Annotated in this window: 22 protein-coding genes; 11 read left to right on the top strand and 11 right to left on the bottom strand. The window is 50.5% G+C overall.

Features of this window, described 5'->3' with window-relative positions; genetic code table 11:
* Nucleotides 1-153: 153 nt before the first annotated feature.
* Complete coding sequence (locus GY634_RS14895; protein ID WP_166409512.1) at nt 154-621, bottom strand: AsnC family transcriptional regulator; 468 nt, start codon at nt 619-621, stop codon at nt 154-156.
* A 354-nt stretch (nt 622-975) separates the two neighbouring features.
* Between GY634_RS14895 and alr the strand changes: the two genes are divergently transcribed.
* Genes alr through GY634_RS14880 form a run of 3 tightly spaced genes read left to right on the top strand, consistent with a single transcriptional unit; the run spans nt 976 to nt 4,022 of the window.
* Nucleotides 976-2,040, top strand: a complete 1,065-nt coding sequence (gene alr, locus GY634_RS14890; RefSeq protein ID WP_166409511.1) for an alanine racemase — start codon at nt 976-978, stop codon at nt 2,038-2,040.
* Nucleotides 2,041-2,053: 13 nt separating this feature from the next.
* Nucleotides 2,054-3,193, top strand: coding sequence for a metallophosphoesterase (locus GY634_RS14885; protein WP_166409510.1), 1,140 nt, complete (start codon nt 2,054-2,056; stop codon nt 3,191-3,193).
* The gene (locus GY634_RS14880) at nt 3,183-4,022 is read left to right on the top strand and encodes an Lnb N-terminal periplasmic domain-containing protein (RefSeq protein WP_166409509.1); all 840 of its coding nucleotides are present in this window, start codon (nt 3,183-3,185) and stop codon (nt 4,020-4,022) included. Before GY634_RS14885 ends, GY634_RS14880 begins: the two co-directional genes overlap by 11 nt.
* Before the next feature lies 1 nt (nt 4,023).
* Here the strand turns inward: GY634_RS14880 and GY634_RS14875 are convergent, their stop codons facing one another.
* The 6 genes from GY634_RS14875 to GY634_RS14850 all read right to left on the bottom strand — a co-directional run bounded on the left by GY634_RS14875 (nt 4,024) and on the right by GY634_RS14850 (nt 9,614).
* Nucleotides 4,024-4,653: a LysE family translocator gene (locus GY634_RS14875; protein WP_166409508.1), complete on the bottom strand. Its 630-nt coding sequence runs from the start codon at nt 4,651-4,653 to the stop codon at nt 4,024-4,026.
* Between the two features lie 114 nt (nt 4,654-4,767).
* Nucleotides 4,768-5,787: a 4-hydroxy-2-oxovalerate aldolase gene (gene dmpG / locus GY634_RS14870; RefSeq protein ID WP_166409507.1), complete on the bottom strand. Its 1,020-nt coding sequence runs from the start codon at nt 5,785-5,787 to the stop codon at nt 4,768-4,770.
* 25 nt (nt 5,788-5,812) lie between these two features.
* Nucleotides 5,813-6,703 carry an acetaldehyde dehydrogenase (acetylating) gene (locus GY634_RS14865; protein ID WP_166409506.1) on the bottom strand — a complete coding sequence of 297 codons (891 nt, stop codon included), beginning with the start codon at nt 6,701-6,703 and terminating at the stop codon, nt 5,813-5,815.
* 55 nt (nt 6,704-6,758) lie between these two features.
* The gene (locus tag GY634_RS14860; protein WP_166409505.1) at nt 6,759-8,039 is read right to left on the bottom strand and encodes a TRAP transporter large permease; all 1,281 of its coding nucleotides are present in this window, start codon (nt 8,037-8,039) and stop codon (nt 6,759-6,761) included.
* Nucleotides 8,036-8,518 (bottom strand): TRAP transporter small permease, encoded by a 483-nt coding sequence (locus tag GY634_RS14855; RefSeq protein WP_166409504.1) that lies wholly within the window; start codon nt 8,516-8,518, stop codon nt 8,036-8,038. The genes GY634_RS14860 and GY634_RS14855 overlap by 4 nt, the downstream gene beginning before the upstream one ends.
* 100 nt (nt 8,519-8,618) lie before the next feature.
* The gene (locus GY634_RS14850) at nt 8,619-9,614 is read right to left on the bottom strand and encodes a TRAP transporter substrate-binding protein (protein WP_166409503.1); all 996 of its coding nucleotides are present in this window, start codon (nt 9,612-9,614) and stop codon (nt 8,619-8,621) included.
* Between the two features lie 169 nt (nt 9,615-9,783).
* On the opposite strand from GY634_RS14850, the gene GY634_RS14845 reads away from it, so the two are divergent.
* The 4 genes from GY634_RS14845 to GY634_RS14830 all read left to right on the top strand — a co-directional run bounded on the left by GY634_RS14845 (nt 9,784) and on the right by GY634_RS14830 (nt 12,903).
* A complete protein-coding gene (locus tag GY634_RS14845) occupies nt 9,784-11,172 on the top strand; it encodes an FAD-binding oxidoreductase (RefSeq protein WP_166409502.1) in 1,389 nt (462 codons plus the stop codon).
* 82 nt (nt 11,173-11,254) lie between these two features.
* A complete protein-coding gene (locus tag GY634_RS14840; protein WP_166409501.1) occupies nt 11,255-11,836 on the top strand; it encodes a hypothetical protein in 582 nt (193 codons plus the stop codon).
* Between the two features lie 87 nt (nt 11,837-11,923).
* On the top strand, nt 11,924-12,430 hold the full coding sequence (gene parS, locus GY634_RS14835; RefSeq protein WP_242683722.1) for a type II RES/Xre toxin-antitoxin system antitoxin: 507 nt from the start codon (nt 11,924-11,926) through the stop codon (nt 12,428-12,430).
* Nucleotides 12,430-12,903: an RES family NAD+ phosphorylase gene (locus GY634_RS14830; RefSeq protein ID WP_166409500.1), complete on the top strand. Its 474-nt coding sequence runs from the start codon at nt 12,430-12,432 to the stop codon at nt 12,901-12,903. Before parS ends, GY634_RS14830 begins: the two co-directional genes overlap by 1 nt.
* A 15-nt stretch (nt 12,904-12,918) precedes the next feature.
* Here the strand turns inward: GY634_RS14830 and pdxR are convergent, their stop codons facing one another.
* The gene (gene pdxR / locus GY634_RS14825) at nt 12,919-14,337 is read right to left on the bottom strand and encodes a MocR-like pyridoxine biosynthesis transcription factor PdxR (RefSeq protein WP_166409499.1); all 1,419 of its coding nucleotides are present in this window, start codon (nt 14,335-14,337) and stop codon (nt 12,919-12,921) included.
* A 109-nt stretch (nt 14,338-14,446) separates the two neighbouring features.
* On the opposite strand from pdxR, the gene GY634_RS14820 reads away from it, so the two are divergent.
* From GY634_RS14820 to GY634_RS14810, 3 genes are read left to right on the top strand one after another with little or no spacing between them, the layout of a single operon-like run.
* Complete coding sequence (locus tag GY634_RS14820) at nt 14,447-14,893, top strand: GNAT family N-acetyltransferase (protein ID WP_166409498.1); 447 nt, start codon at nt 14,447-14,449, stop codon at nt 14,891-14,893.
* Entirely contained in the window at nt 14,890-15,498 is a 609-nt protein-coding gene (locus tag GY634_RS14815) for an FMN-dependent NADH-azoreductase (RefSeq protein ID WP_166409497.1), read from the top strand. Before GY634_RS14820 ends, GY634_RS14815 begins: the two co-directional genes overlap by 4 nt.
* 30 nt (nt 15,499-15,528) lie before the next feature.
* Nucleotides 15,529-15,999 (top strand): carboxymuconolactone decarboxylase family protein, encoded by a 471-nt coding sequence (locus tag GY634_RS14810; RefSeq protein ID WP_166409496.1) that lies wholly within the window; start codon nt 15,529-15,531, stop codon nt 15,997-15,999.
* Nucleotides 16,000-16,022: 23 nt separating this feature from the next.
* Here GY634_RS14810 and GY634_RS14805 read toward each other — a convergent pair whose 3' ends face one another.
* Nucleotides 16,023-16,832 carry an IclR family transcriptional regulator gene (locus GY634_RS14805; RefSeq protein WP_242683721.1) on the bottom strand — a complete coding sequence of 270 codons (810 nt, stop codon included), beginning with the start codon at nt 16,830-16,832 and terminating at the stop codon, nt 16,023-16,025.
* A gap of 244 nt (nt 16,833-17,076) precedes the next feature.
* Between GY634_RS14805 and GY634_RS14800 the strand changes: the two genes are divergently transcribed.
* Nucleotides 17,077-18,051, top strand: coding sequence for a cyclase family protein (locus tag GY634_RS14800; RefSeq protein WP_166409495.1), 975 nt, complete (start codon nt 17,077-17,079; stop codon nt 18,049-18,051).
* Between the two features lie 79 nt (nt 18,052-18,130).
* On the opposite strand, the gene GY634_RS14795 is transcribed toward GY634_RS14800, so the two are convergent.
* Complete coding sequence (locus tag GY634_RS14795; RefSeq protein ID WP_166409494.1) at nt 18,131-18,739, bottom strand: hypothetical protein; 609 nt, start codon at nt 18,737-18,739, stop codon at nt 18,131-18,133.
* A 125-nt stretch (nt 18,740-18,864) separates the two neighbouring features.
* Nucleotides 18,865-19,824, bottom strand: a complete 960-nt coding sequence (locus GY634_RS14790; RefSeq protein WP_166409493.1) for a LysR substrate-binding domain-containing protein — start codon at nt 19,822-19,824, stop codon at nt 18,865-18,867.
* Between the last annotated feature and the right edge of the window lie 84 nt (nt 19,825-19,908).

The raw sequence follows: 19,908 nt of genomic DNA, 5'->3' as shown, positions 1-19,908 counted from the left end.
GCTTAAAACAAGAAAAAGGCAGACGCAAAATGGCGTGTACCATGTCATGAAATCAGATAGAGCTATTGAAACACGCTCTTACCCCAAGTGTAATTGACAGGGGTCAATGATCAATACAGAAGCCAACTATATTTAGGGGGCTTTTAATAGATTTTACCGATCGAGGTTCAAACTTAGGCTTTCTTTTACTTCTTCCATGACCACGTGGCTTTGCGATTCTGCCGCGACAGGCAAGCGTTTTAGTATATCACCTAGCAGGCGGCGGTACTCTCGCATACCGCTCAGTCTGGCTTTAATCAGGTAGTCGAAACTGCCCGAAACTAAATGGCATTCTTGTACGTCTGGAATTAATAAAAGCTCTTGTTTTACTTTATCAAAAATCTCTTCTGATTTAGAGGCTAATTTAATTTCCACAAATACCAACATGGGTTTGTCTAGGGCGGCGGCAGAGAGTTTAGCGTGGTAACCGGTAATGATCTTATCGCGCTCCATACGTTTTACACGCTCGGTGCAGGGCGATGCAGAAAGGCCTACGCGTTCTGCTAGCTCTGTCATCGGGATACGGCCTTCGCGTTGCAGAATATGCAGTATTTTTTTATCGATTCTATCTAGTTGGTGCATTTCGCTTTTAAAGAAGAGTAGTGTGATTTTTTATAGTGAGAATCACTGCTTTAAGGTTAAATTTTAGCGGTATTAACTATAAGTCATTACTTAAAATAGTAAAAATACTCATAGATTGGGATGCTAGAGGTGAATGTCATTGGTAGGAGCTAGACCTACCTGAGTATCTCGTCAAGCGCTATGGTTGAAGTGTGCCATTCGTGAGCTTTGCTGTGGGGCTGTAGTCCACAGTCTGAGGTGAACGTTATAAAATTGCATCAACGTGCGTTGAGCAGCCCAACCCATTACTCTGCGCCGGAAATCCCTATGGGTGCTTTGGCGATTAACCGCTATCACACTTCTGTCTGATTCATTATGACTCGTCCTTCTCAAGCAATTATTGATTTGGGCGCTTTGCGCCATAATTACCTGCTCGCGCGTCGCTTGCAGGATGGTCCTACTTTGGCTGTATTGAAAGCCAATGCCTATGGGCATGGTTCAGTACAGTGTGCCCATGCCTTAGCGGATGTGGCGGATGGGTTTGCGGTTGCTTTTCTAGGTGAGGCGCTGACATTACGAGAGGCCGGTATACGCCAGCCTATAGTGTTGTTGGAAGGCGTGTTTCATGCCGATGAACTCGCGTTGGTACAGCAACATCAACTGTGGACAGTGGTGCATCACGAAGCGCAAGTGCGCATGATTGAACAACTGAACGATGTACACGGTTTACGTGTGTGGTTGAAGGTAGATAGCGGTATGCACCGCGTGGGCTTCAGACCAGAGCAAGTGGCCGATGCCTACAAGCGCTTATTGTGTACCGGTAAGGTGATAGACATTACCTTTATGACTCACTTTGCGCGTGCTGATGAGCCAAATAGTGATGCGACTGAAAAACAGTTGGCGGTATTTGAGTCTGCCATAGAAGGTTTAGCAGGCGGGCGCAGTATTTGTAATTCGGCAGGTATCTTGGAATGGCCAGAAGCCCGCCAAGGCTGGGGCCGAGCAGGGATTGTGCTGTATGGTGCCGACCCCACGCCTTATGAGCATGCACTGCAACCAGTAATGAGCCTACAGAGTGAAATTTTCGCTGTGCGCACCTTATTGCCAGGCGAAGCTCTGGGCTATGGCGGTACGTTTGTGGCCGAAGAGCCGGTACGTGTAGGTTTGGTAGCTGTAGGTTATGCCGATGGCTATCCGCGTCGTGCGCCTAATGGAACTCCGGTGAGCATTGATGGTCAGAAATCCCAATTAATAGGGCGCGTGTCTATGGACATGTTAACGGTGGACCTTACTCATTTGCCCGATGCAGGCATAGGCAGTAAGGTGGAGCTGTGGGGCAAACAGGTAGATGTGAACGCTGTGGCAAATGCGGCGGGTACTATCTCTTACGAACTGATGTGCAATGTAAAACGCGTGCCGTTGGTGTATCAATCCGAATAGGAAGTTTTGTACTGTGATTTTGAATGCTGCAGGGCTGATTGGGCTGTACCTACTTTGGCGCTACATTTGGAAGCTTAATCTAGCATGGCCATGGCGGGTGCTGTTAAGTGTGGTGCCTATACTGATCGTTTTGCAGCACAGAGTTGTGAAGTATCTGTTTGGTGGCAGCATTGCATCTCCCGAAATTTCGCCTGTAGCGCTGTGGGTGCTGGGGGCGAGTTTAGGCGCGGTGATCTTATTTGCCAGCTTCTTGCTGATACGCGATGTGATTGGCTTGGCCGTGTTTGCCGTATCGCGTGCTAAAGGGCGGGCAATATGGCGCAACATGCCGGTGGCTCACGGATTGTGTGCGGTGTCGGTAGTGCTGGCCAGTATAGGTGTATGGCAAGCCGTTACGGTGCCAGAAGTAAAACGTTTTGAGGTGGTCATTCCAGGCTTAGCCAAAGAGTTTGATGGCTACAAGGTCGTGCACCTCACCGACTTACACCTGAGCAAATTGCTGCAAGGGCCGTGGGCAGAGCAGGTGGTGACTCGTGCGAATGCGTTGTCTCCTGACTTGATTGTGATTTCGGGCGATCTTATTGATGGTACGCCAGATGCCCGCAAAAACGATTACCCCCCATTAGGTGATTTACAGGCCAAAGATGGCGTGTACGCCGTAGCGGGCAACCACGAGTACTACGCCTACTTCAAACGCTGGATGCGTGTGTTTGATGAGCTGGGCATACACATGCTGGAAAACGAACACGTAGTGCTACACAAAGATGGTGCACAGTTAGTGTTGGCGGGTGTACCCGACAAAATCGGTGCGAACTTTGGTCAGGTAGCTCCGGATATTGATGCGGCATTGGCGAATGCTCCTGCAGGGGTTCCCATTATTTTGTTAGACCATCGCCCCGGCAATATTTTGCGTAATGAGCCCAAAGGGGTAAGTCTGCAATTATCTGGCCATACACATGGTGGGCATATCTTGGGTATAGATCAGATCGTGCGTATGGCAAACGAAGGCTTTGTGTCTGGTCTCTATGAGGTAGGTACTAAGGGAGGACAGTTGTATGTGGGCAATGGGGCGGGGCTATGGTCTGGCTTCCCATTGCGCTTAGGCCGTCCGTCTGAAATTGCTGAAATAACCTTGCGCAGTGATGCCTCGTAAACGCCTACGCTTTGGATGCTTGCCATGGATAGCGCTGCTGCTCGCGGTAGCGGCAGGGTGGTGGTTTAGCCAAACGCCATCGCACAATAGAGTGTGGGCCGATGATGTGGCCCAGCTATTAGAAGCGCGTGTAGACGGTAATACCGTGCATTTGAATAATGTACGTAACTTTACGTGGCGCTCAGAAGATGACTACACCGTTAGTTGGGAGTCGCGTGATTATCCGTTAGACCAATTGCAAAGTGCCGACTTAATCTTATCGTACTGGATGGGGCCGCACATTGCGCACACCTTGGTGTCGTTTGGTTTTACCGATGGGCGCTACCTGACTTTTTCACTAGAAATACGTAAAGAAAGCCACGAGCAGTTTTCGGCTTGGAAAGGCTTTTTTAGGCAGTATGAACAGGTGCTGGTGGCCGCAGAGGAAAGCGATATTATTCGCACACGCAGCAATGCTCGTGGCGAAGATGTGTATATATACCGTGTGCAGTTAGACCAGCCAGCTTTACAGCGCTTGTTTTTGGCCTATGTAGAGAAGGCTCAAGAACTGCAGCAAACCCCCGAGTTCTATAACACCTTAACCAGTAATTGCACGACGGTGATTTACGAGCTGGCGAAGGTAATTGTTCCCTTGCCTATGGATTACCGTTTGTTGGCATCGGGCCATGTGGCGAAGTACGTGCAAGAACAAAACGGGCTAACCCCTAATGTGCCGTATGAAACCTTGCAGCAGGCAGGGTATATCAATGAACGAGCCTTGCAGGCGGATATAACCGGCGAAGACTTTTCTAGCGCTATACGTAAAGGTGTTCCGGGTATTCAGCAGTGATTTAATCGTGCCTACGGTAAAAGCCTAGGGCAACGCCTAAGCCAGCTAATAGCCCTGCACACCCTCTGTTTAGCCAGCGCAACGCATTGCCTGATAAGGCGCGCATCGCTTGTTTACCGCTAAAGGCGTATAGCGTCATCAGCGCAATATCAATCAGTGCGGTGACTATGGCCAGAGTGGCGTACTGTTGAAATACGCCGCCTGTGGGTTGAATAAACTGCGGCAAGAAGGCCGAGAAAAATAGCAGCCCTTTTGGGTTTGATAAGGCCACCAGCAGTGAACGTATAAAGGCGGTACGACCGCTGGGTGGAAGCTGTAGTTCTGCTGTAGAGGCATTGACCAGTTGTACGGGGGCGCGCCAAAACATCCATGCCAAATACAGCAAGTAGGCTGCACCCACATATTTCACAATACTAAAGAGCAGCTCAGAAGCTTGCAGCACAGCACCAAGGCCAAAGCCTACGGCAGAAATGAGTATCAGATCAGACAAGGCTGCACCAGCAATGCCGCAAGCGGCTGTGCGCATGCCGCCGCGTGCACCATTATTTAATGCCAGCAACATGGTGGGGCCGGGCGTTACCGTAACAACCGCAACGGTTACGCTATACAGCATGAGAGTCATCCAATCCATAATCCAACTGCCTAAAGGTGTGCGGTGCAAAGTGCCTATAGTGTAAAACTAAAAAAGCCCCAAGGCGTGAACCTTGAGGCTTTTTTGGGGTAGGGTGATTTGCGCTTTTTTTGCTTAGCCAGCTTGGCGCTGACGTAGCAAAGACAAGGCGGTGTCTTCGATCATGTCTTCTTGTCCACCAACCATGCCGCGACGGCCCATTTCGACCAGAATTTCGCGAGCAGGAATACCGAATTTTTGTTCGGCACGTTTAGCAAACAACAAGAATGAACCGTAAACACCGGCATAACCTAGTGTCAGGGCATCACGGTCAAGGCGGATTGGGAAGTCCATGATAGGAACAACCAAATCTTCCGCAACGTCCTGAATACGGAATACATCCACACCAGTGGGAATACCCATCAGATCCAATACGGCAACCAGCACTTCCATCGGTGTGTTACCAGCACCAGCACCCAAACCAGCGGCGGCGGCATCGATACGGTTTGCACCGGCTTCGATAGCGGCTACGCTGTTTGCGACGCCCATGGCCAAGTTGTGGTGGCCGTGGAAACCCAATTCGGTTTCTGGTTTCAGTGCATCACGTACGGCAAGCAGGCGCTCTTTAACGGTGTTGGGCAGCAAGTGACCAGCAGAGTCAGTGATGTAAATACAGTTAGCACCGTAGCTTTCCATCAGTTTGGCTTGTTGTACCAAACCTTCGGGGCTGTTCATGTGGCTCATCATCAAGAAGCCCACGGTATCCATGCCCAATTCGCGGCCTAAGGAGATGTGCTGCTCAGAGGTATCAGCCTCTGTACAGTGTGTGGCGACACGGATGGTGCTCACGCCCAAGCCATGGGCCATACGCAGGTGGTCTACCGTCCCAATACCAGGAATCAACAGCGCAGAAACCTTAGCTTGTTTTAGCTCAGGAATGACTGTGCTCAGGTATTCTTCGTCACTGTGTGCGGGGAAACCGTAGTTTACCGATGCGCCACCCAAGCCATCGCCGTGGGTAACTTCAATCAGGGGGATACCAGCGTCATCCAGACCGCGAGCAATAGTACGCATTTGCTCTAACGTGATCTGGTGGCGTTTGGGGTGCATACCGTCGCGCAGCGACATGTCATGCAAAATAATGTTGTTGCTCATTACACAATCCTTGCAAAAGCAGGTGTTAGGCTTTAGCCAGCAGGCGCTCAGCAAACATTTCTGCTGTACGTGCCGCTGCGGCTGTCATGATGTCCAAGTTGCCCGAGTACTTAGGCAAGTAATCACCCAAGCCTTCTACTTCCAAGTAGATGGAGACGCGGTTGCCGTCGAACACTGGGCCGTTTACCAAGCGGTAGCCGGGTACGTATTTTTGTACTTCAGCGATCATGGCATGCACGGATTCGGTGATGCGTTCTTGGTCTGGCGTGTCGTCAGTCAAGCAGTGAACGGTGTCACGCATGATCAGTGGTGGCTCGGCAGGGTTCAAGATGATGATGGCTTTACCACGGCGCGCACCACCTACACGTTCAACCGCACCAGCGGTAGTACGTGTGAACTCGTCGATATTTTTACGCGTACCAGGGCCAGCAGAGCGTGACGATACAGTGGCTACAATTTCTGCGTACTCTACCGATTGCACGCGTGATACGGCGTTCACCATGGGGATAGTGGCTTGGCCGCCGCAGGTCACCATGTTGACGTTTTGTGCGCCTTCACCCAGCAGTTCTTGCAGGTTGACGGGGGGTACACAAAATGGGCCAATCGCCGCAGGCGTTAAGTCAATCATCATGACGCCACGGGAAGTCAGCTTGTCAGAGTTGTCTTTGTGTACGTAGGCGCTGGTCGCATCAAAAGCGATTTGAATGTTGTCAGCTTCCACGTGTGGCAGCAAACCATCCACACCTTCAGAGGTGGTTTTTAAACCCAACTCAGCAGCGCGTTTCAGGCCGTCGGATTGTGGGTCTACGCCCACCATCCAGACGGGTTCGAGTACAGGGCTGCGCATCAGCTTGGCCAGCAAGTCAGTGCCGATGTTGCCGGGCCCAATAATGGCAGTACGAATTTTCTCAGCCATGTATGTCTCCAGGGTAAAACAAAAGGTAAATGCGTATAAGGAGTTGGGGCTGCCGTTAGCCTACGAGGCTTAAGGGAAACAGCGACAACCACGGAACATAAGTAATCAGTAGCAACACCAGCAGCATAGCGATGATGAAGGGGATAGCACCGACAATGGATTTTTCTAAACTGGTTTCACCCACTCGTGAGCCTACAAACAGGTTCACGCCCACAGGTGGTGTCACCATGCCAATCGCCAAGTTGACGATGATCACGATACCGAAGTGCACCGGATCAATGCCTACGGCAGTGACTACAGGTAGCAAGATAGGTACCAAGATAATGATGGCCGCCAAGGTTTCCATGAACATGCCCACAAACAGCAGCAGTACGTTGATCAGCAACAAGATCAAGATAGGGCTGTCGGTAAGCTGCACGATGTAGTCAGCGATCATGAACGGGATACGCTCAATGGCCAGCATGCGACCGAAAATAGTGGCAGTACCTACAATCACAATCACCGTGGCAGAAGTCAGGGCAGAGCCTGCAATCAGACGGTACAGGTCAGACCATTTCAGTTCTTTGTGTACGAAGACGCCCACAACGAAACCGTAGATCACACCTACAGCAGCGGCTTCGGTAGGGGTAAACACACCACCGTAAATACCACCCAAAATGATCACGGGTACTAACAAGGCCCATTTAGCATCCCAAATGGTTTGCCAGATTTCTGTAGCGGAGTAACGCTTTTCAGAGCCTTTGTAGCCTTCCTTACGGGCTTTCATGTAGGCGGTAATGATTAAGCCCACACCAATCAGCAAGCCAGGGATAATGCCCGCCAAGAACATTTGGGTAATGGACACGTTGGCCGATACCGCATAAATGATCATGGGAATGCTGGGGGGAATAATGATCCCAATACTGCCGGCAGAGGCAATCAAACCCACGGAATAGCCTTTGTCGTAACCGGCTTTAGTCATAGCAGGCAACAGCAGGCCACCAATGGCCGCAACGGTTGCCGGGCCAGAGCCAGAAATCGCCGCAAAGAACATGCAGGTGACAACCGCAATAATGGCTAAGCCACCGGTGTAACGGCCAAAAAATACGTTGGCAACATTCAGCAGACGGCGAGATAAACCACCTTGTCCCATCAAATCGCCAGCCAGAATAAAAAACGGCACGGCCATCAAGGGGAAGGAGTCAATAGAGGTCACCAGACCTTGTGCAATATAGGTGCTGCTGACTTTACCGCTGTAAATCAGTGCTAAGGCCGACGACAAACCCAGCGAAATAGCGACGGGTACGCGAATAATCAATAGCAGGGCAAAGCAGCCAAATAACAATAATGAAATCATGACTGCCTCTCAATACGAATGATGCGAACTTCTTGCACGATTTTTTGCAGTAGGCGCAGGATAACCAGCCCAAACCCTACGGTTGGAGCCAAGTAGATGTAGCCCATGGGAATGCTAAGTGAGGATGAGGTTTGGCCAAATTTGAATACTTTCATACTCAGGGCATAGCCTTCTTTCATCACTAATACGGCAAACACGATGAACAGTATGTGCGCCAAAATGGTGGCGTAACGCTGATATAGCTGTGGCAAACGGTTAGTGACCGCTTCTACACAGATATGCGCGTTTTCACGCACACCGTAGGACACACCAATATAAGTGGCCCAAATAAAGCAGTAACGGGCAAGCTCTTCTGACCACGTTAGGGAGTCGTTCAGCACATAACGCATGAACACTTGCACGCCAATTAACAGCGACATCAGCGCGAGCAGTAGCACCAAGATACTTTCTTCAAAGTGCTTGTCTAAAAATTTAAGCATGGGGATCTCCTATGCCGGCAAGGTCGTCGGCAAGTGGGCAAGCTGTTGCTTGCCCACTCGAGAAAAGGTGTGGGCCGAGGATGTGGCCCGTCAGGGTTACTTAACGGTTGGCTTCAGCCACGATGCGGTCAACAATGTCAGCACCGATTTTTTTCTTAACCAGTTCGTGCACAGGGCCCATGCGGTCAGCAAAAGCAGCGTGTTGTTCTGGTGTCAGCTCAGTGATGGTGACGTTAGGCATGTTAGCAACCGCTTTCTCGTCAGCCTCTTGTGCTTGAGCGCGTTGGTAGTCGGTAGTCTTTTTAACGGCTTCGTCAAAAATGGCACGGTCTTCGTCGCTGAAGCTGTTGTAGACGTCAGGGTTGATCATCAAAGGCCACGGTGAGTACACGTGGTTAGTTTTGGTGATGTGGTTCTGAACTTCGTAGAACTTCATGTCGTAGAACAGGTTGATAGGGCCTTCCTGTGCATCGAAAGTACCTTGCTGCAGCGCGGTGAACAGCTCACCAAAAGCTAAAGGAGCAGGGTTAGCGCCTTCTTCTTTCCACGCAGCAATGTGCACTTCGTTTTCCATGGTGCGCATTTTCATGCCTTTCAAATCGTCAGGCGATGTGATGGCTTTTTTATTGTTGGTTAATTGGCGAAAGCCGTTTTCCCAGTAAGCAACCGCTTTAATCCCTACAGGTTCTAGGCTTTGTAGCAGTTGCTGACCGATCTCACCATCCAAAACACGGTATACACTTTCACGGTCTTTGAACAAGAACGGAATATCCAGTGCAAAGAATTCTTTGTTGAAGTTACCCAGCACGGCCGATGAGGCAAAAGCCATGTCTACGTTACCTAACTGGATACTTTCGATTAGTTCACGCTCACTACCCAATTGAGAGTTAGGGAAAATCTCTACCGTAATGCGGCCATTGGATTTTTCGGCAAGTTCTTTGCCTAGAAACTCAAATGCTGCTTGCCCAGTACTGGTGTTAGAGGAAGCGTGACCCGCTTTTAGTACAACGTTAGCGTGAGCCAAGCCAGCGAAAAGGGATACACAGAGGCCTAAGCCCAAGGTCAGGGTGCGATTGCGCAAAGTATTCATCAGCATGAGGAGTCTCCGAGTGTGACAAAGGTGGTGGGACAAGATGTGACAGCGAGTATATAGACCTGTCATCGTTATTAATGAGGAAATTCTAGTATCAGTGGTAAAATTTTTCAACTATTGATATGTGTTCTCAATAAATGAGAATTTATGTGTGAAGCAGGGAGACGTAAAGATGAGCAGTAATGTAGAGGCCATCAATGCGCTACGCAGCGTATTAGCCGCAGACGAGTTATTAGTGGGCGATGCCATCAGTGACAAATACCGCCAAGACTGGAGCGGTGAGAAGAGTGGCGACCTGAGTGCCGTGGTGCTGCCGCGTAGTACCGAGGCGGTATCGCAAATTTTGCGCATTTGTAATGAGCACGGTTGCCCCGTTGTGCCACAAGGTGGCCTGACTGGGTTGGCCGGGGGCGCTACGCCTATTGATGGTTGTGTGGCCATTTCCATGGAACGCATGAATGGCATTCTGGAACTGGATGGTATTTCTGGCACCATGACGGTCTGGGCCGGCACGCCCTTACAAGTGATGCAAGAAGCCGCCGAGAAAGCCGGTTTCTTCTTTGCGCTGGATCTAGGTGCACGTGGTTCGTGTCAGATTGGTGGCAACATTTCTACCAACGCGGGCGGTAACCGTGTGATCCGTTACGGCATGGCGCGTGATTTGGTGTTGGGTTTGGAAGTTGTCTTGGCAGACGGTACGGTGTTGTCCATGCTCAATAAAATGGTCAAAAACAACTCTGGCCCCGATATCAAGCAAGCCTTTATTGGTGCAGAAGGCACGCTGGGTGTGATCACCAAAGCAGTAGTGAAATTGCACCCACAAGTCAACGGTGCGAATACCGCCCTGATGGCGTTGGAAAGCTTTGAAGGTGTAGAGAAACTGCTGGTGTATGCACAGCAGCAGTTGTCGGGCCAGGTGAGTGCGTTTGAAGTGATGTGGAACGACTACTACAAAGAAGCCACTACAGACGGTGGTATTCGTGCTCCGCTGCCAGCCGATTACCCTATTTATGTGTTGATGGATCAGCAAAGCGCCAACCCCCAGCAGCAAGCCGCACAATTTGAAGCGGTGTTAGAGCATGCTTTGGAAGAGGGTTGGGTAGTGGACGCCGCGGTTGCGCAGTCGCATGCGGATGCCGAAGCCTTCTGGGAATTGCGTGATGCGATTGCTGAGTTGTTGCAAGCTTATGCGCCTACTATTAACTTCGATATCTCGTTCCCTATTTCTAGCATTGGTCGCTGTGTAGAAACCTTAAAAGAGGTGATGTCATCCCAGTTTGATGGGATTCGCGCGATGTTCTTTGGGCATGTGGGCGATGGCAATATACACGTAGTGGTAGGTCCTTTCCCAGATGAAGCCACTGGTTTGGCGATTGAAACGGCTTTCTACGAAGTGGTGCGCAACAATGAAGGTTCAGTATCGGCGGAGCACGGTATTGGTTTGCACAAAAAACCATGGCTGCCTTACAGCCGTAGTGCCGCAGAACTGCACACCTTGAAACTGATGAAGCAAGCTTTAGACCCACGTAACATTCTGAACCCAGGAAAAATTCAGGATTAAGCGCTGCAGCATCGTGTTTTACACTACACCCTACGGGTTGGATGACTCCAGCCTGTGGGGTGTTTTTTTATGTGAGACGTCTATGCGAGAGAAAGGGCAGAAAACCAAATCCACGTATTTTTGGTTGGCCGACGACGATGTAGCAGAGTTTAGTCGTGCACTACACGAGGCATTGCCCACGTTGTCATGGCGATGCTCACACCCCAGCCCTGATCATTTGGTGGTGCATCAGTTTGATACGTTAAGCGACGCGCTGCGCTGTGGCGCCTCGCCGTATGTGAGCCAAGCTTTTGCTGATTTTGATCATTCGGCGCTGCAGTTTTTGCTTTATCAGCCTAAGACTGTGAGTGCAGTGATAGATAACTATGCGCCGGCTTATAGGTATCCACACCGCTTCATCATGGCAGAGTGTGGTCGCATGGCCATACGATGGAATACCTTAGATGGCGACGACGCTTCGCAGGCCACTTTGGCGGCGCAACTCAAACTGATTTGGAAGGTATTTCAGCGGTGTACTGTGCCGGCTAAGGTGCAGAGCACGGCCGGCTATGCCGTGTCGGGTTTTAGGATAGGGAAAGCGATGCTGGAAAAGGTAAAAGCCGAGTCCTTATATTTAAAAGCCAACGGACCATTTTGTGTGTTGAGTGAGCCAGACGGCCAGTAAATTGAAGCACGAATTCATATATTCATCTTTTGATGGTATAGTTTTAATCAATTGATGGTTTTTGTGGTGGTCACTGAGGAGCGCATAATGCTAACCAATCCTGTACGTAGCAGCCGCAGTACGCGAAGTGCGGCGGTATCGGCAGATGCGACAAAGCGTCGCACGCGACGTCGCGCGGCGGATACTGGTTTTTGGGCGATGGCGCACTCTGTAGGTAAGATGAGCGAGTCTGATCGTATTAGTACGATCAAGGCAGGCCACTCCGTAGCGATGGCAGATGCGGTGCGCGAGACCTTCAATATGGATATGCGCTCGCTGGTAGAACTGCTGAATGTGTCCACAGCTACATACGAACGTCGTCGTACTGCCGATAAACCGCTGGATATTACGGCCTCGGAACGCTTAGACCGTGTCGCGACGGTGGCATTGCAGGCAGAAAGTGTATTTGAGGATAGCGCTGCCGCTGCCAAGTGGATGTCTACGCCGCATCAAGCCTTAAATGGTAATAGCCCGGTGATGAATTGCGAAACCGCCATTGGCGCTAAACAGGTTATGCGCATCTTGCATGCCTTGGAGTGGGGCGGTGTAGCCTAATGATTGCGTGGAGAATCGCTAAAGCTAAACGCGCCAACGATTTATCTGGGGTAGGGGCGGCGCTAGAGGGTGGACGGTGGAACGATGCCGATGTGCGTGCGGTGTACATGGGGTTATCGCCCGCTATTTGTAGCCTAGAAACCTTTGTGCACACCAATAGTTATCCACTGTTGCCGTTGAAAATTACCCAGTTTCAACTGCCCGATGACGCGGCCTTGTATTTCACCCCTGAAGCTAGCGCCTTACCCAAAGGGTGGAATAGCATCCCGCCTGATCGTGCGAGTATGGCATACGGCACAGCGTGGTTACGCGAAGCCAAATTTTTAGGGCTGATTGTGCCGTCGGCCGTGTTGCCCTTAGAGCAGAATATTGTGATTAACCCATTGCATCCCGCTATACAGCAGGTGCACGTGGTAGAGCAGTACGATTTTATGTACGACGACAGAATGTTTAACCCGCGTACTGCTACGTAAACGCTGTATAGCCTGTTATAGCAGTGTGCGTATGACATGGCCTAAGCGTTCAGCTTCCTCTTGCGAAGCTATGTTGGTGAAGCCTAGCAGCAGGCCCGAGTGCGCCGTATCGTGTGTAGACCAGTGTGATAAAGCATGAGCGTACATGCCATGTTCTCGCATGCGCTGCGCGATCAGCGTATCGCTAGTGTGATCGCCTAGGCGCAGCACTAAATGCATACCGCCAGGTTGCGGGTCTATAGAAATATCAGGCCCCAATGCCTTCGCTAAACCTGTGGCAGTCGCTGTGCGGCGTTCAGCGTACAGCTTACGCATGCGCTGAATGTGGCGGACAAAGAGCCCTTCTGCCATGAAGGCGCTGACCAGTTGCTGAGTCAGGGCAGGAATGCCATTACCCACTATTTTATTGATGTGCTCAAAGGTGGGGATTAACGCATCAGGCACCACCAGATACGCTAGGCGTATACCTGGAAACAGCACTTTGCTAAACGTGCCTGCATACAGCACGCGACCATGCTTATCCAAGCTTTTTAGGGCGGGCAGTGGACGGCTGACATAGCGGTACTCACCATCGTAATCATCTTCAATAATCCAGCTTTGTTGTTGTGCAGCCCACTCCAGTAAGGCTTGGCGTCTAGTGAGTGATAGCGTGACGCTCAACGGGCTTTGATGGGCTGGAGTAACAATGGCAGCGGTTGCTTGTGGGGCATGCTCAAGGCCATAGGCTATATCCATGCCCTCGGCATCCACGGGGATGGCTGCTGCGACTAAGCCAGCATGGTTGGTGAGTTCGCGGGTAGGGGGATAGCAGGGGTCTTCTATCCATACCTGATCGCCTTTTGTTAATAGAGCCTGAATTACAAGGTTCACACTCTCGCGGTAGCCAGAGGTGATAAAAACTTGTGCTGGGTTGCAATGAATACCGCGTGCTACGTGCAGGTGTGTGGCAATGGCTGAGCGTAACGCGGGTAGGCCATTTTCAGGCGGGTAGCCTAAATCAACAGCGTGTGTGGCGCGCAGTTGGCGAGCACCCAGTCGAGCCCAGATTTTTCTAGGGAAAGCATCTAAGGCAGGTATGCCCATTTGAAAGGGTAATAACGCCGAAGTCGAAGCGGTGTCTGAGGCGGTAGAGGGGGCGCGATGGGGCGGTAGTGGCGTGTTGACAGCACTAGCCAGTAAACCTGGCGTGATGACGGTGCCAGCTTGGCCGCGAGGCTGTACATAGCCTTCAGCATGCAGCAGCGCATAGGCCAGTTCTACCGTACCGCGTGCTACACCTAGCTCTTTAGCGAGTGCGCGGGCAGAGGGAATGCGATCACCCGGCTGTAGTGAGCCTTGCGCAATAGCCGAGAGAAAACGTTCATAAATTTGCCGATAAAGTGGCTCAGACTCGGGTGAGGCAGGTAGCGTACTGGCTAGAGGTAATGAAATCATGGCCTAGTCCAAATATCAATTTATGGCTCTTTGGAGTGTAGCATGTGGCTCCTACAATACAGACTCAAACCGGTGCACAGTAGCGTGCCCCCTAGCGTTGGGAATCATCATGAGTCATCCAGAAATCCGTACTGTAGAAAGCACCGAAGCACTGTATGCTTGTTTTTCAGTCATGCAAGAATTACGACCGCACCTTAGCGATGCGGCTGACTTTGCTAGTCGAGTGGCTCGCATGCATAGCCAGCATTACACACTGCTTGCCGTGTGGGAAAACCAGCAGCCAGTTGCTTTAGCTGGCTATAGGTATCAAGAAAACTTGGTGTGTGGCCGCTTTATGTATGTGGATGATTTAGTGGTGACAGCGCATAGCCGCAGTAGTGGGCATGGCGCATTATTACTGCAAACACTAGAACGTATTGCGGTGGAACAGCACTGCGCCAAATTGGTGTTGGATACCGGTATAGATAATGCGTTAGCACAGCGGTTTTATTTCAGACAAGGCTTGTTAACTGGAGCCATACGTTTTAGCAAACGGTTGGGAGCACACGCAGCATGAGTATTTTGCGTTTAACCTGCAGTCCGCAAGGCACACAGTCTGAAAGCTATCAGTTGTCGCAGCATATAGTGCAGCATTTGTTAGGTGTGACACCCGAAGCCGAATTGATAGAGCTGAATACGTCAGCACTACCGCATGTGGATGCCGAATATGCCGCCACACTGGGAGCCCCTGCAGATCCTGATAAACAAGATAGCGGCTCGTTAGCGTTGTCTGCCAGTTTGATGCGTAGTTTGGTAGATGCCAGCAGTGTGGTTATTGCGACGCCCATGCACAACTACACCGTGCCATCAGGCTTAAAAGCGTGGATAGATCATGTGGTGCGCGTTCGTCATAGTTTTCATGCTACTTCTGAGGGCAAAGTAGGGACACTTAGCGATAGGCCAGTGTATGTGGCGGTATCGTCAGGGGCCATGATTAGCGGAGACCGTGCGCGTCAGCCAGACTTTTTAACCCCTTATTTGCGCACGGTTTTTGCCACCATAGGTATTCACGATGTGCACTTTTTTTCCGTACAAGGCAGCGCATTTGGTGAACAGGCGCGAGCACTAGCACGTCAGCAGGCGACGGCCGAGATAGCCCAACATTTTGCTAATCGCTGCTAGGGCGACCCGTATTTTTATAGGAGTACTCAAATGACTACACGACTAGACTATAACCACGTTTCCCCCGCAGGCGCTAAAGCCTTAAATGGTGTGTACGGCTATGTAACGCAGTCTGGCCTGTCACCTGTTTTGGTAGATTTGGTGTACTTGCGTGTTTCGCAAATCAACAATTGTGCGTACTGCTTAGACTTGCACACTCGCGACTTATTGAAGCGTGGGGTAGCAATAGAAAAAATCACCTTAGTGCAGGCGTGGGCAGAGGCTGGTACGTTATTTGATGAGCGTGAGCGTGCTGCATTAGCGTGGGCAGAAAGCGTAACTAATGTTGCTGCTACTGGTGTGCCTAACGCCGACTTTGTGGCGGTGAGCCTAGTTTTTAACGAGAAAGAAGTGGCCGATCTGACCATTGCCATCAGCGTGATGAATGCTTACAACCGCTTGGGGGTGAGCTTTAGAAAAACACCCCAAGCAGTTGCTGATGCGATGGCTACAAAAGGCTAACAGTAGTTGTACCCGCCGCTTGATTAGGCGGCGCGGTACCCAAGGGCGGTGCTAATTTGCATGGCTGTGCTTTGTACCGTAGCGACTAACTGCTGCATACGGCCGGGTGGCATATATTCCACAGTGCTGGACACACTGGCAGCCGCCACAATTTGGTTGCGCCCGTCCCGAATGGGGGCGGCCACACAGCGGATGGTGGATTCATCTTCGCCCAAGTCAAAGGCGTACCCGCCCTGTGCATAATGGCGCATCATTTGTAGCCACTTATCGCGTTCGCAAATAGCTTGTAGGTGGGCAGGGCTGCGATCGTATAAATCTAACCATTGCTGTTCGCTTTGATCCAGCAACAGGGCTTTACCTATACCGGTAGAGAACAAGGGTTTATTACCGCCGACGCGGGAACTGATTTCCACAGGGCGGCGGCTAGAAATTTTTTCCAAGTACACAATAGAGTCTTGGGAAGGCATACCTAAGTGCACGGTGTCAGAGGTTTGGCGTGCCAGTTCTATTAACAGAGGTTTGGCAAGCTTAACCAAATCAATCTGTGCTTGTGCTTGGTAACCCAAGCCTAATAGAGCATGCCCCAAGCGATAGCCTTGATCGGGCTCACGACGTATGTAGTGGCGCTGTTGCAAGGCGCTAAGAATACGGTGGGCCGTGCTGTATGTCATGCCGGTGACTTTAGCAATTTCAGATAAGTCATCAATACCGCTGGCAACAGCGTCAATAATATCCAACCCACGAAGCAGCGTTTGGCTAGCTTGAGTCTTGTTTTTTTTCTCTTCAGGTGCGGGCCAATGAGCTTCCCCTGACCGATTACCTTGATCTATCACAGCAAATGTCTCCCGCTATGTTTGGATGAGCATCGTTTTAGCATAGCGCAAATGGCTACTTGATTGATCAGTTACCATTCGCAAGCAGGACTATATAACATACATAGCGGGGAAGCATAGAGTGCTTGGGTACATCTACAGCGATCTTTACTACGGGAGAGCCTGAATAGGTATGCCCAACGGTCTATGCTAGATTGGGTGTGTAGGGTGTTGCGTCATTAACGGTTCATACAAGGAGACGGTAATGGGACATGACCATACATACGATGTACCCGCCATGGGAGAGTTGTTAAAAGATGCACCCAGTAACTGGGGGCGTTGGGGGCCTGACGATGAGGTAGGGGCACTTAACTTTTTAACCTCGTCTGAGGTGCTGCGAGGGGTTAAGCACATACAGCAAGGTAAGGTGATTACCCTGCAACGGCTGATTGGTGATCCTAGGGGGGACCCAGTATGGCCGGGACGTACACCGGCAGTGCGGACGATGGTCATGGATGAGTCCAGTTGGGATGGAGACGCTAAAGGGGCGCCGCAATTCCCGGGTGGGATGCATTATTCCGATGACAAAATAGAGGCTTTTTTACAAGGCTCTACGCAGTATGATGCGCTGGGCCACGTGTGGTACGACGGCCAAATCTGGAATGGCTATGATGCTCGCACTACGGTAGGGGGTATGCATAAAGCCAGTGTAGAGCCCTTGGCGCAACGAGGTATTGTGGGGCGTGGCGTGTTGCTGGATATGGCTAGGTTTAGAGGTAAGTCGTCCTTAGATAAAAAAGAGACTTTCACTCACAAAGATCTAGAGGCATGTGCCAGGGCTCAAGGCCATACCATTGATAAGCACGATATTGTGATTATTCGCACGAACTTTCTCTCGCAGTTTTTTGAGGACCAAGAACAGTTTTATCAGGATTTTTGCGAGCCTGGCTTATGTTATTCTCGCGAGTTAGTAGAGTGGTTTTACGAGAAAGAAATTCCCAACTTAGTGACTGATACCATCGCGAATGAAACCACCTACGATCCTAAAACGGGGGTGGCGTTACCCTTACATTGCGCGTTAATGCGCAATCTTGGGGTGACCTTAACGGAAATCTGCGACTTGGAGTCCTTGGCGCACAGTTGTGCAACCGATGGGCAATACACCTTTTTATATGTGGCTGCCCCGCTGAAAATTCATCAAGCATCAGGCTCACCGGTGAATCCGGTAGTGATTAAGTAGCGCAGTGCTTTCTCACGTATAAAAAATGCCGCATTTAATGCGGCATTTTTTGTGGCTGCTTTCAGCAAAGCGTAGAGGATTAGTGTTTTTTTAACCAATCTTGATACGCAGTACGGGTCACGTTGGATACCGATTCCAACACCTTTTGGTGGGTCACTTGATGGCGTACTGCCAAACGGGCATCCGCTACGGCTTTGGATTTGCAGAACCAATGGCAACTGTGCTGGAACAAGTACAGTTCGGCGGACAGATGGAAAGCACGCCCCTTAGCATCCAAACCGTCTTCGTTATCCACCACATAGCGTAAACCTACCGCGTGAATGGCGAGTAACTCGCGAAAATCACGAGTAATCGCTGGCAAAAAACGCTCCGCATAAGGAACACACATAGGCAGTGACACCATGCTGGCGGCCTCTAGGCTTTCTTTTTGTATGGAGGTTGCCAAGGTTTGGATTTGTGCGGCCACGGCGCGCTCTGTCTGGGCGTAGGTTTCTAGCACCTGCAACTGACGCATCTCGTCAGTTTCTTTGATGGCGCGGGTATAGCCTTGCGTCAACGTTTCCATGTGGCGCTCAAGCTGTAGATTGGATAGATGGCGACCCAGTAGCGCAATATGTGTGCGCTGATATTTAGCGCGCAGCACATGCCACACCACAAAAACAGCCAACAGTGTTAATGCAATATCCATTGCTTGAGTTCCTTCATCGTCCAATGAAATCTTGGACAAAAATAGCAAGCCAGAGTGTAGATAACAGACTCCGGCGTTTGGTGAGTGGGGAGCAGCGTGCTAAAACATCAGCGGTTAGACTGATTTTATTGTTCTAGCAGAGTTTGAGTGTTTGTTTTTAAGTTTGTTTTTAATACGGTAGAAAACTCTTGTATGAAATCTTGAGCTAATGAGGACGGGGGAGTTAGCTTAGTGTGATTTACGTAAACTGACAATGGTATGGCGGGGTGTATGGGACGAATACACACTCCTTGCAGGTTAGAGACTGTTAGTCCGTAAGAGTCCACTAGTGCAATGCCAAGATTGCGCCTCACAAAGGAGAACGCTGATTGTGGTGAGCGCACTTCAATCGCTACATCAAGTCGAATATTGTGCGAGTTCCAGTAATGGTTAATGGTTTCGCCCAAAGGGGTATCCCTGCTATAGCCAATTAAGTTTTCTTCTTGCAGGTGTTGCGGCTCGATGCGCTGTTGCTGAACTAAGGGGTGAGACTCGGGAATAGCGCAGAAGATATTGCCGTGTCGCAACGCACGCGAAATGATATTGGGATGTTCTGGTTTGGCTAAGGAGATAGCAATATCGGCATGGCCCGCTAATAGGTGTGGAATTAAATTGTCCATGCCCATTGTTCTATATTTTATAGCCACTTTAGGATAGCGTTGCTTGAAGCGAGCGGCTGCTTCGGGTACTAACCATTCACTGAAACTGGGGGAAGACACAATGCTAATTAGCCCCTCATCACGGCGTCCCATAGCAAGCGCAAGATCATTGAGACGTACTACGCCTTCGTGTATGGATTGCAGCTCTACTGTTAGTCGTTGGGCTTCGGGGGTGGCCTGAAGTCTGCCTTTGTGTCTGTGAAACAGCGCATAACCTAATCGTTGTTCCATATGAGACAGCACTCTACTGATAGCGGGTTGACTCACATGTAGCAGTCGTCCTGCATCACTTAATGTGCCTGTCAGAATAATGGCATGAAAGACTTCAATTTGCCTCAGGCTTAGAGGTCCTATGCGGTGTAGGGATGCTGAGGGGGGAGACTCCATGATGCGGGCTTCCTTCTATGGTGACTGAGAAATCAGAAGTAGGGCGATCTTCTATGTATAGGTTTCAGGTCATGACTGCTGGGT

This window comes from Paenalcaligenes suwonensis (genome assembly GCF_011290505.1).
Taxonomy (GTDB): domain Bacteria; phylum Pseudomonadota; class Gammaproteobacteria; order Burkholderiales; family Burkholderiaceae_B; genus Paenalcaligenes; species Paenalcaligenes suwonensis.
This window is presented reverse-complemented; position numbering and strand designations above follow the sequence as displayed.

Coding starts and splice junctions, on each gene's coding strand:
- GY634_RS14795 (WP_166409494.1), bottom strand. CDS start 18,739: ATGGATATTGCATTAACACTGTTGGCTGTTTTTGTGGTGTGGCATGTG.
- GY634_RS14810 (WP_166409496.1), top strand. CDS start 15,529: ATGACTACACGACTAGACTATAACCACGTTTCCCCCGCAGGCGCTAAA.
- GY634_RS14830 (WP_166409500.1), top strand. CDS start 12,430: ATGATTGCGTGGAGAATCGCTAAAGCTAAACGCGCCAACGATTTATCT.
- GY634_RS14840 (WP_166409501.1), top strand. CDS start 11,255: ATGCGAGAGAAAGGGCAGAAAACCAAATCCACGTATTTTTGGTTGGCC.
- pdxR (WP_166409499.1), bottom strand. CDS start 14,337: ATGATTTCATTACCTCTAGCCAGTACGCTACCTGCCTCACCCGAGTCT.
- GY634_RS14815 (WP_166409497.1), top strand. CDS start 14,890: ATGAGTATTTTGCGTTTAACCTGCAGTCCGCAAGGCACACAGTCTGAA.
- alr (WP_166409511.1), top strand. CDS start 976: ATGACTCGTCCTTCTCAAGCAATTATTGATTTGGGCGCTTTGCGCCAT.
- GY634_RS14860 (WP_166409505.1), bottom strand. CDS start 8,039: ATGATTTCATTATTGTTATTTGGCTGCTTTGCCCTGCTATTGATTATT.
- GY634_RS14855 (WP_166409504.1), bottom strand. CDS start 8,518: ATGCTTAAATTTTTAGACAAGCACTTTGAAGAAAGTATCTTGGTGCTA.
- parS (WP_242683722.1), top strand. CDS start 11,924: ATGCTAACCAATCCTGTACGTAGCAGCCGCAGTACGCGAAGTGCGGCG.
- GY634_RS14820 (WP_166409498.1), top strand. CDS start 14,447: ATGAGTCATCCAGAAATCCGTACTGTAGAAAGCACCGAAGCACTGTAT.
- GY634_RS14895 (WP_166409512.1), bottom strand. CDS start 621: ATGCACCAACTAGATAGAATCGATAAAAAAATACTGCATATTCTGCAA.
- GY634_RS14800 (WP_166409495.1), top strand. CDS start 17,077: ATGGGACATGACCATACATACGATGTACCCGCCATGGGAGAGTTGTTA.
- GY634_RS14790 (WP_166409493.1), bottom strand. CDS start 19,824: ATGGAGTCTCCCCCCTCAGCATCCCTACACCGCATAGGACCTCTAAGC.
- GY634_RS14875 (WP_166409508.1), bottom strand. CDS start 4,653: ATGGATTGGATGACTCTCATGCTGTATAGCGTAACCGTTGCGGTTGTT.
- GY634_RS14880 (WP_166409509.1), top strand. CDS start 3,183: ATGCCTCGTAAACGCCTACGCTTTGGATGCTTGCCATGGATAGCGCTG.
- GY634_RS14850 (WP_166409503.1), bottom strand. CDS start 9,614: ATGCTGATGAATACTTTGCGCAATCGCACCCTGACCTTGGGCTTAGGC.
- GY634_RS14865 (WP_166409506.1), bottom strand. CDS start 6,703: ATGGCTGAGAAAATTCGTACTGCCATTATTGGGCCCGGCAACATCGGC.
- GY634_RS14845 (WP_166409502.1), top strand. CDS start 9,784: ATGAGCAGTAATGTAGAGGCCATCAATGCGCTACGCAGCGTATTAGCC.
- dmpG (WP_166409507.1), bottom strand. CDS start 5,787: ATGAGCAACAACATTATTTTGCATGACATGTCGCTGCGCGACGGTATG.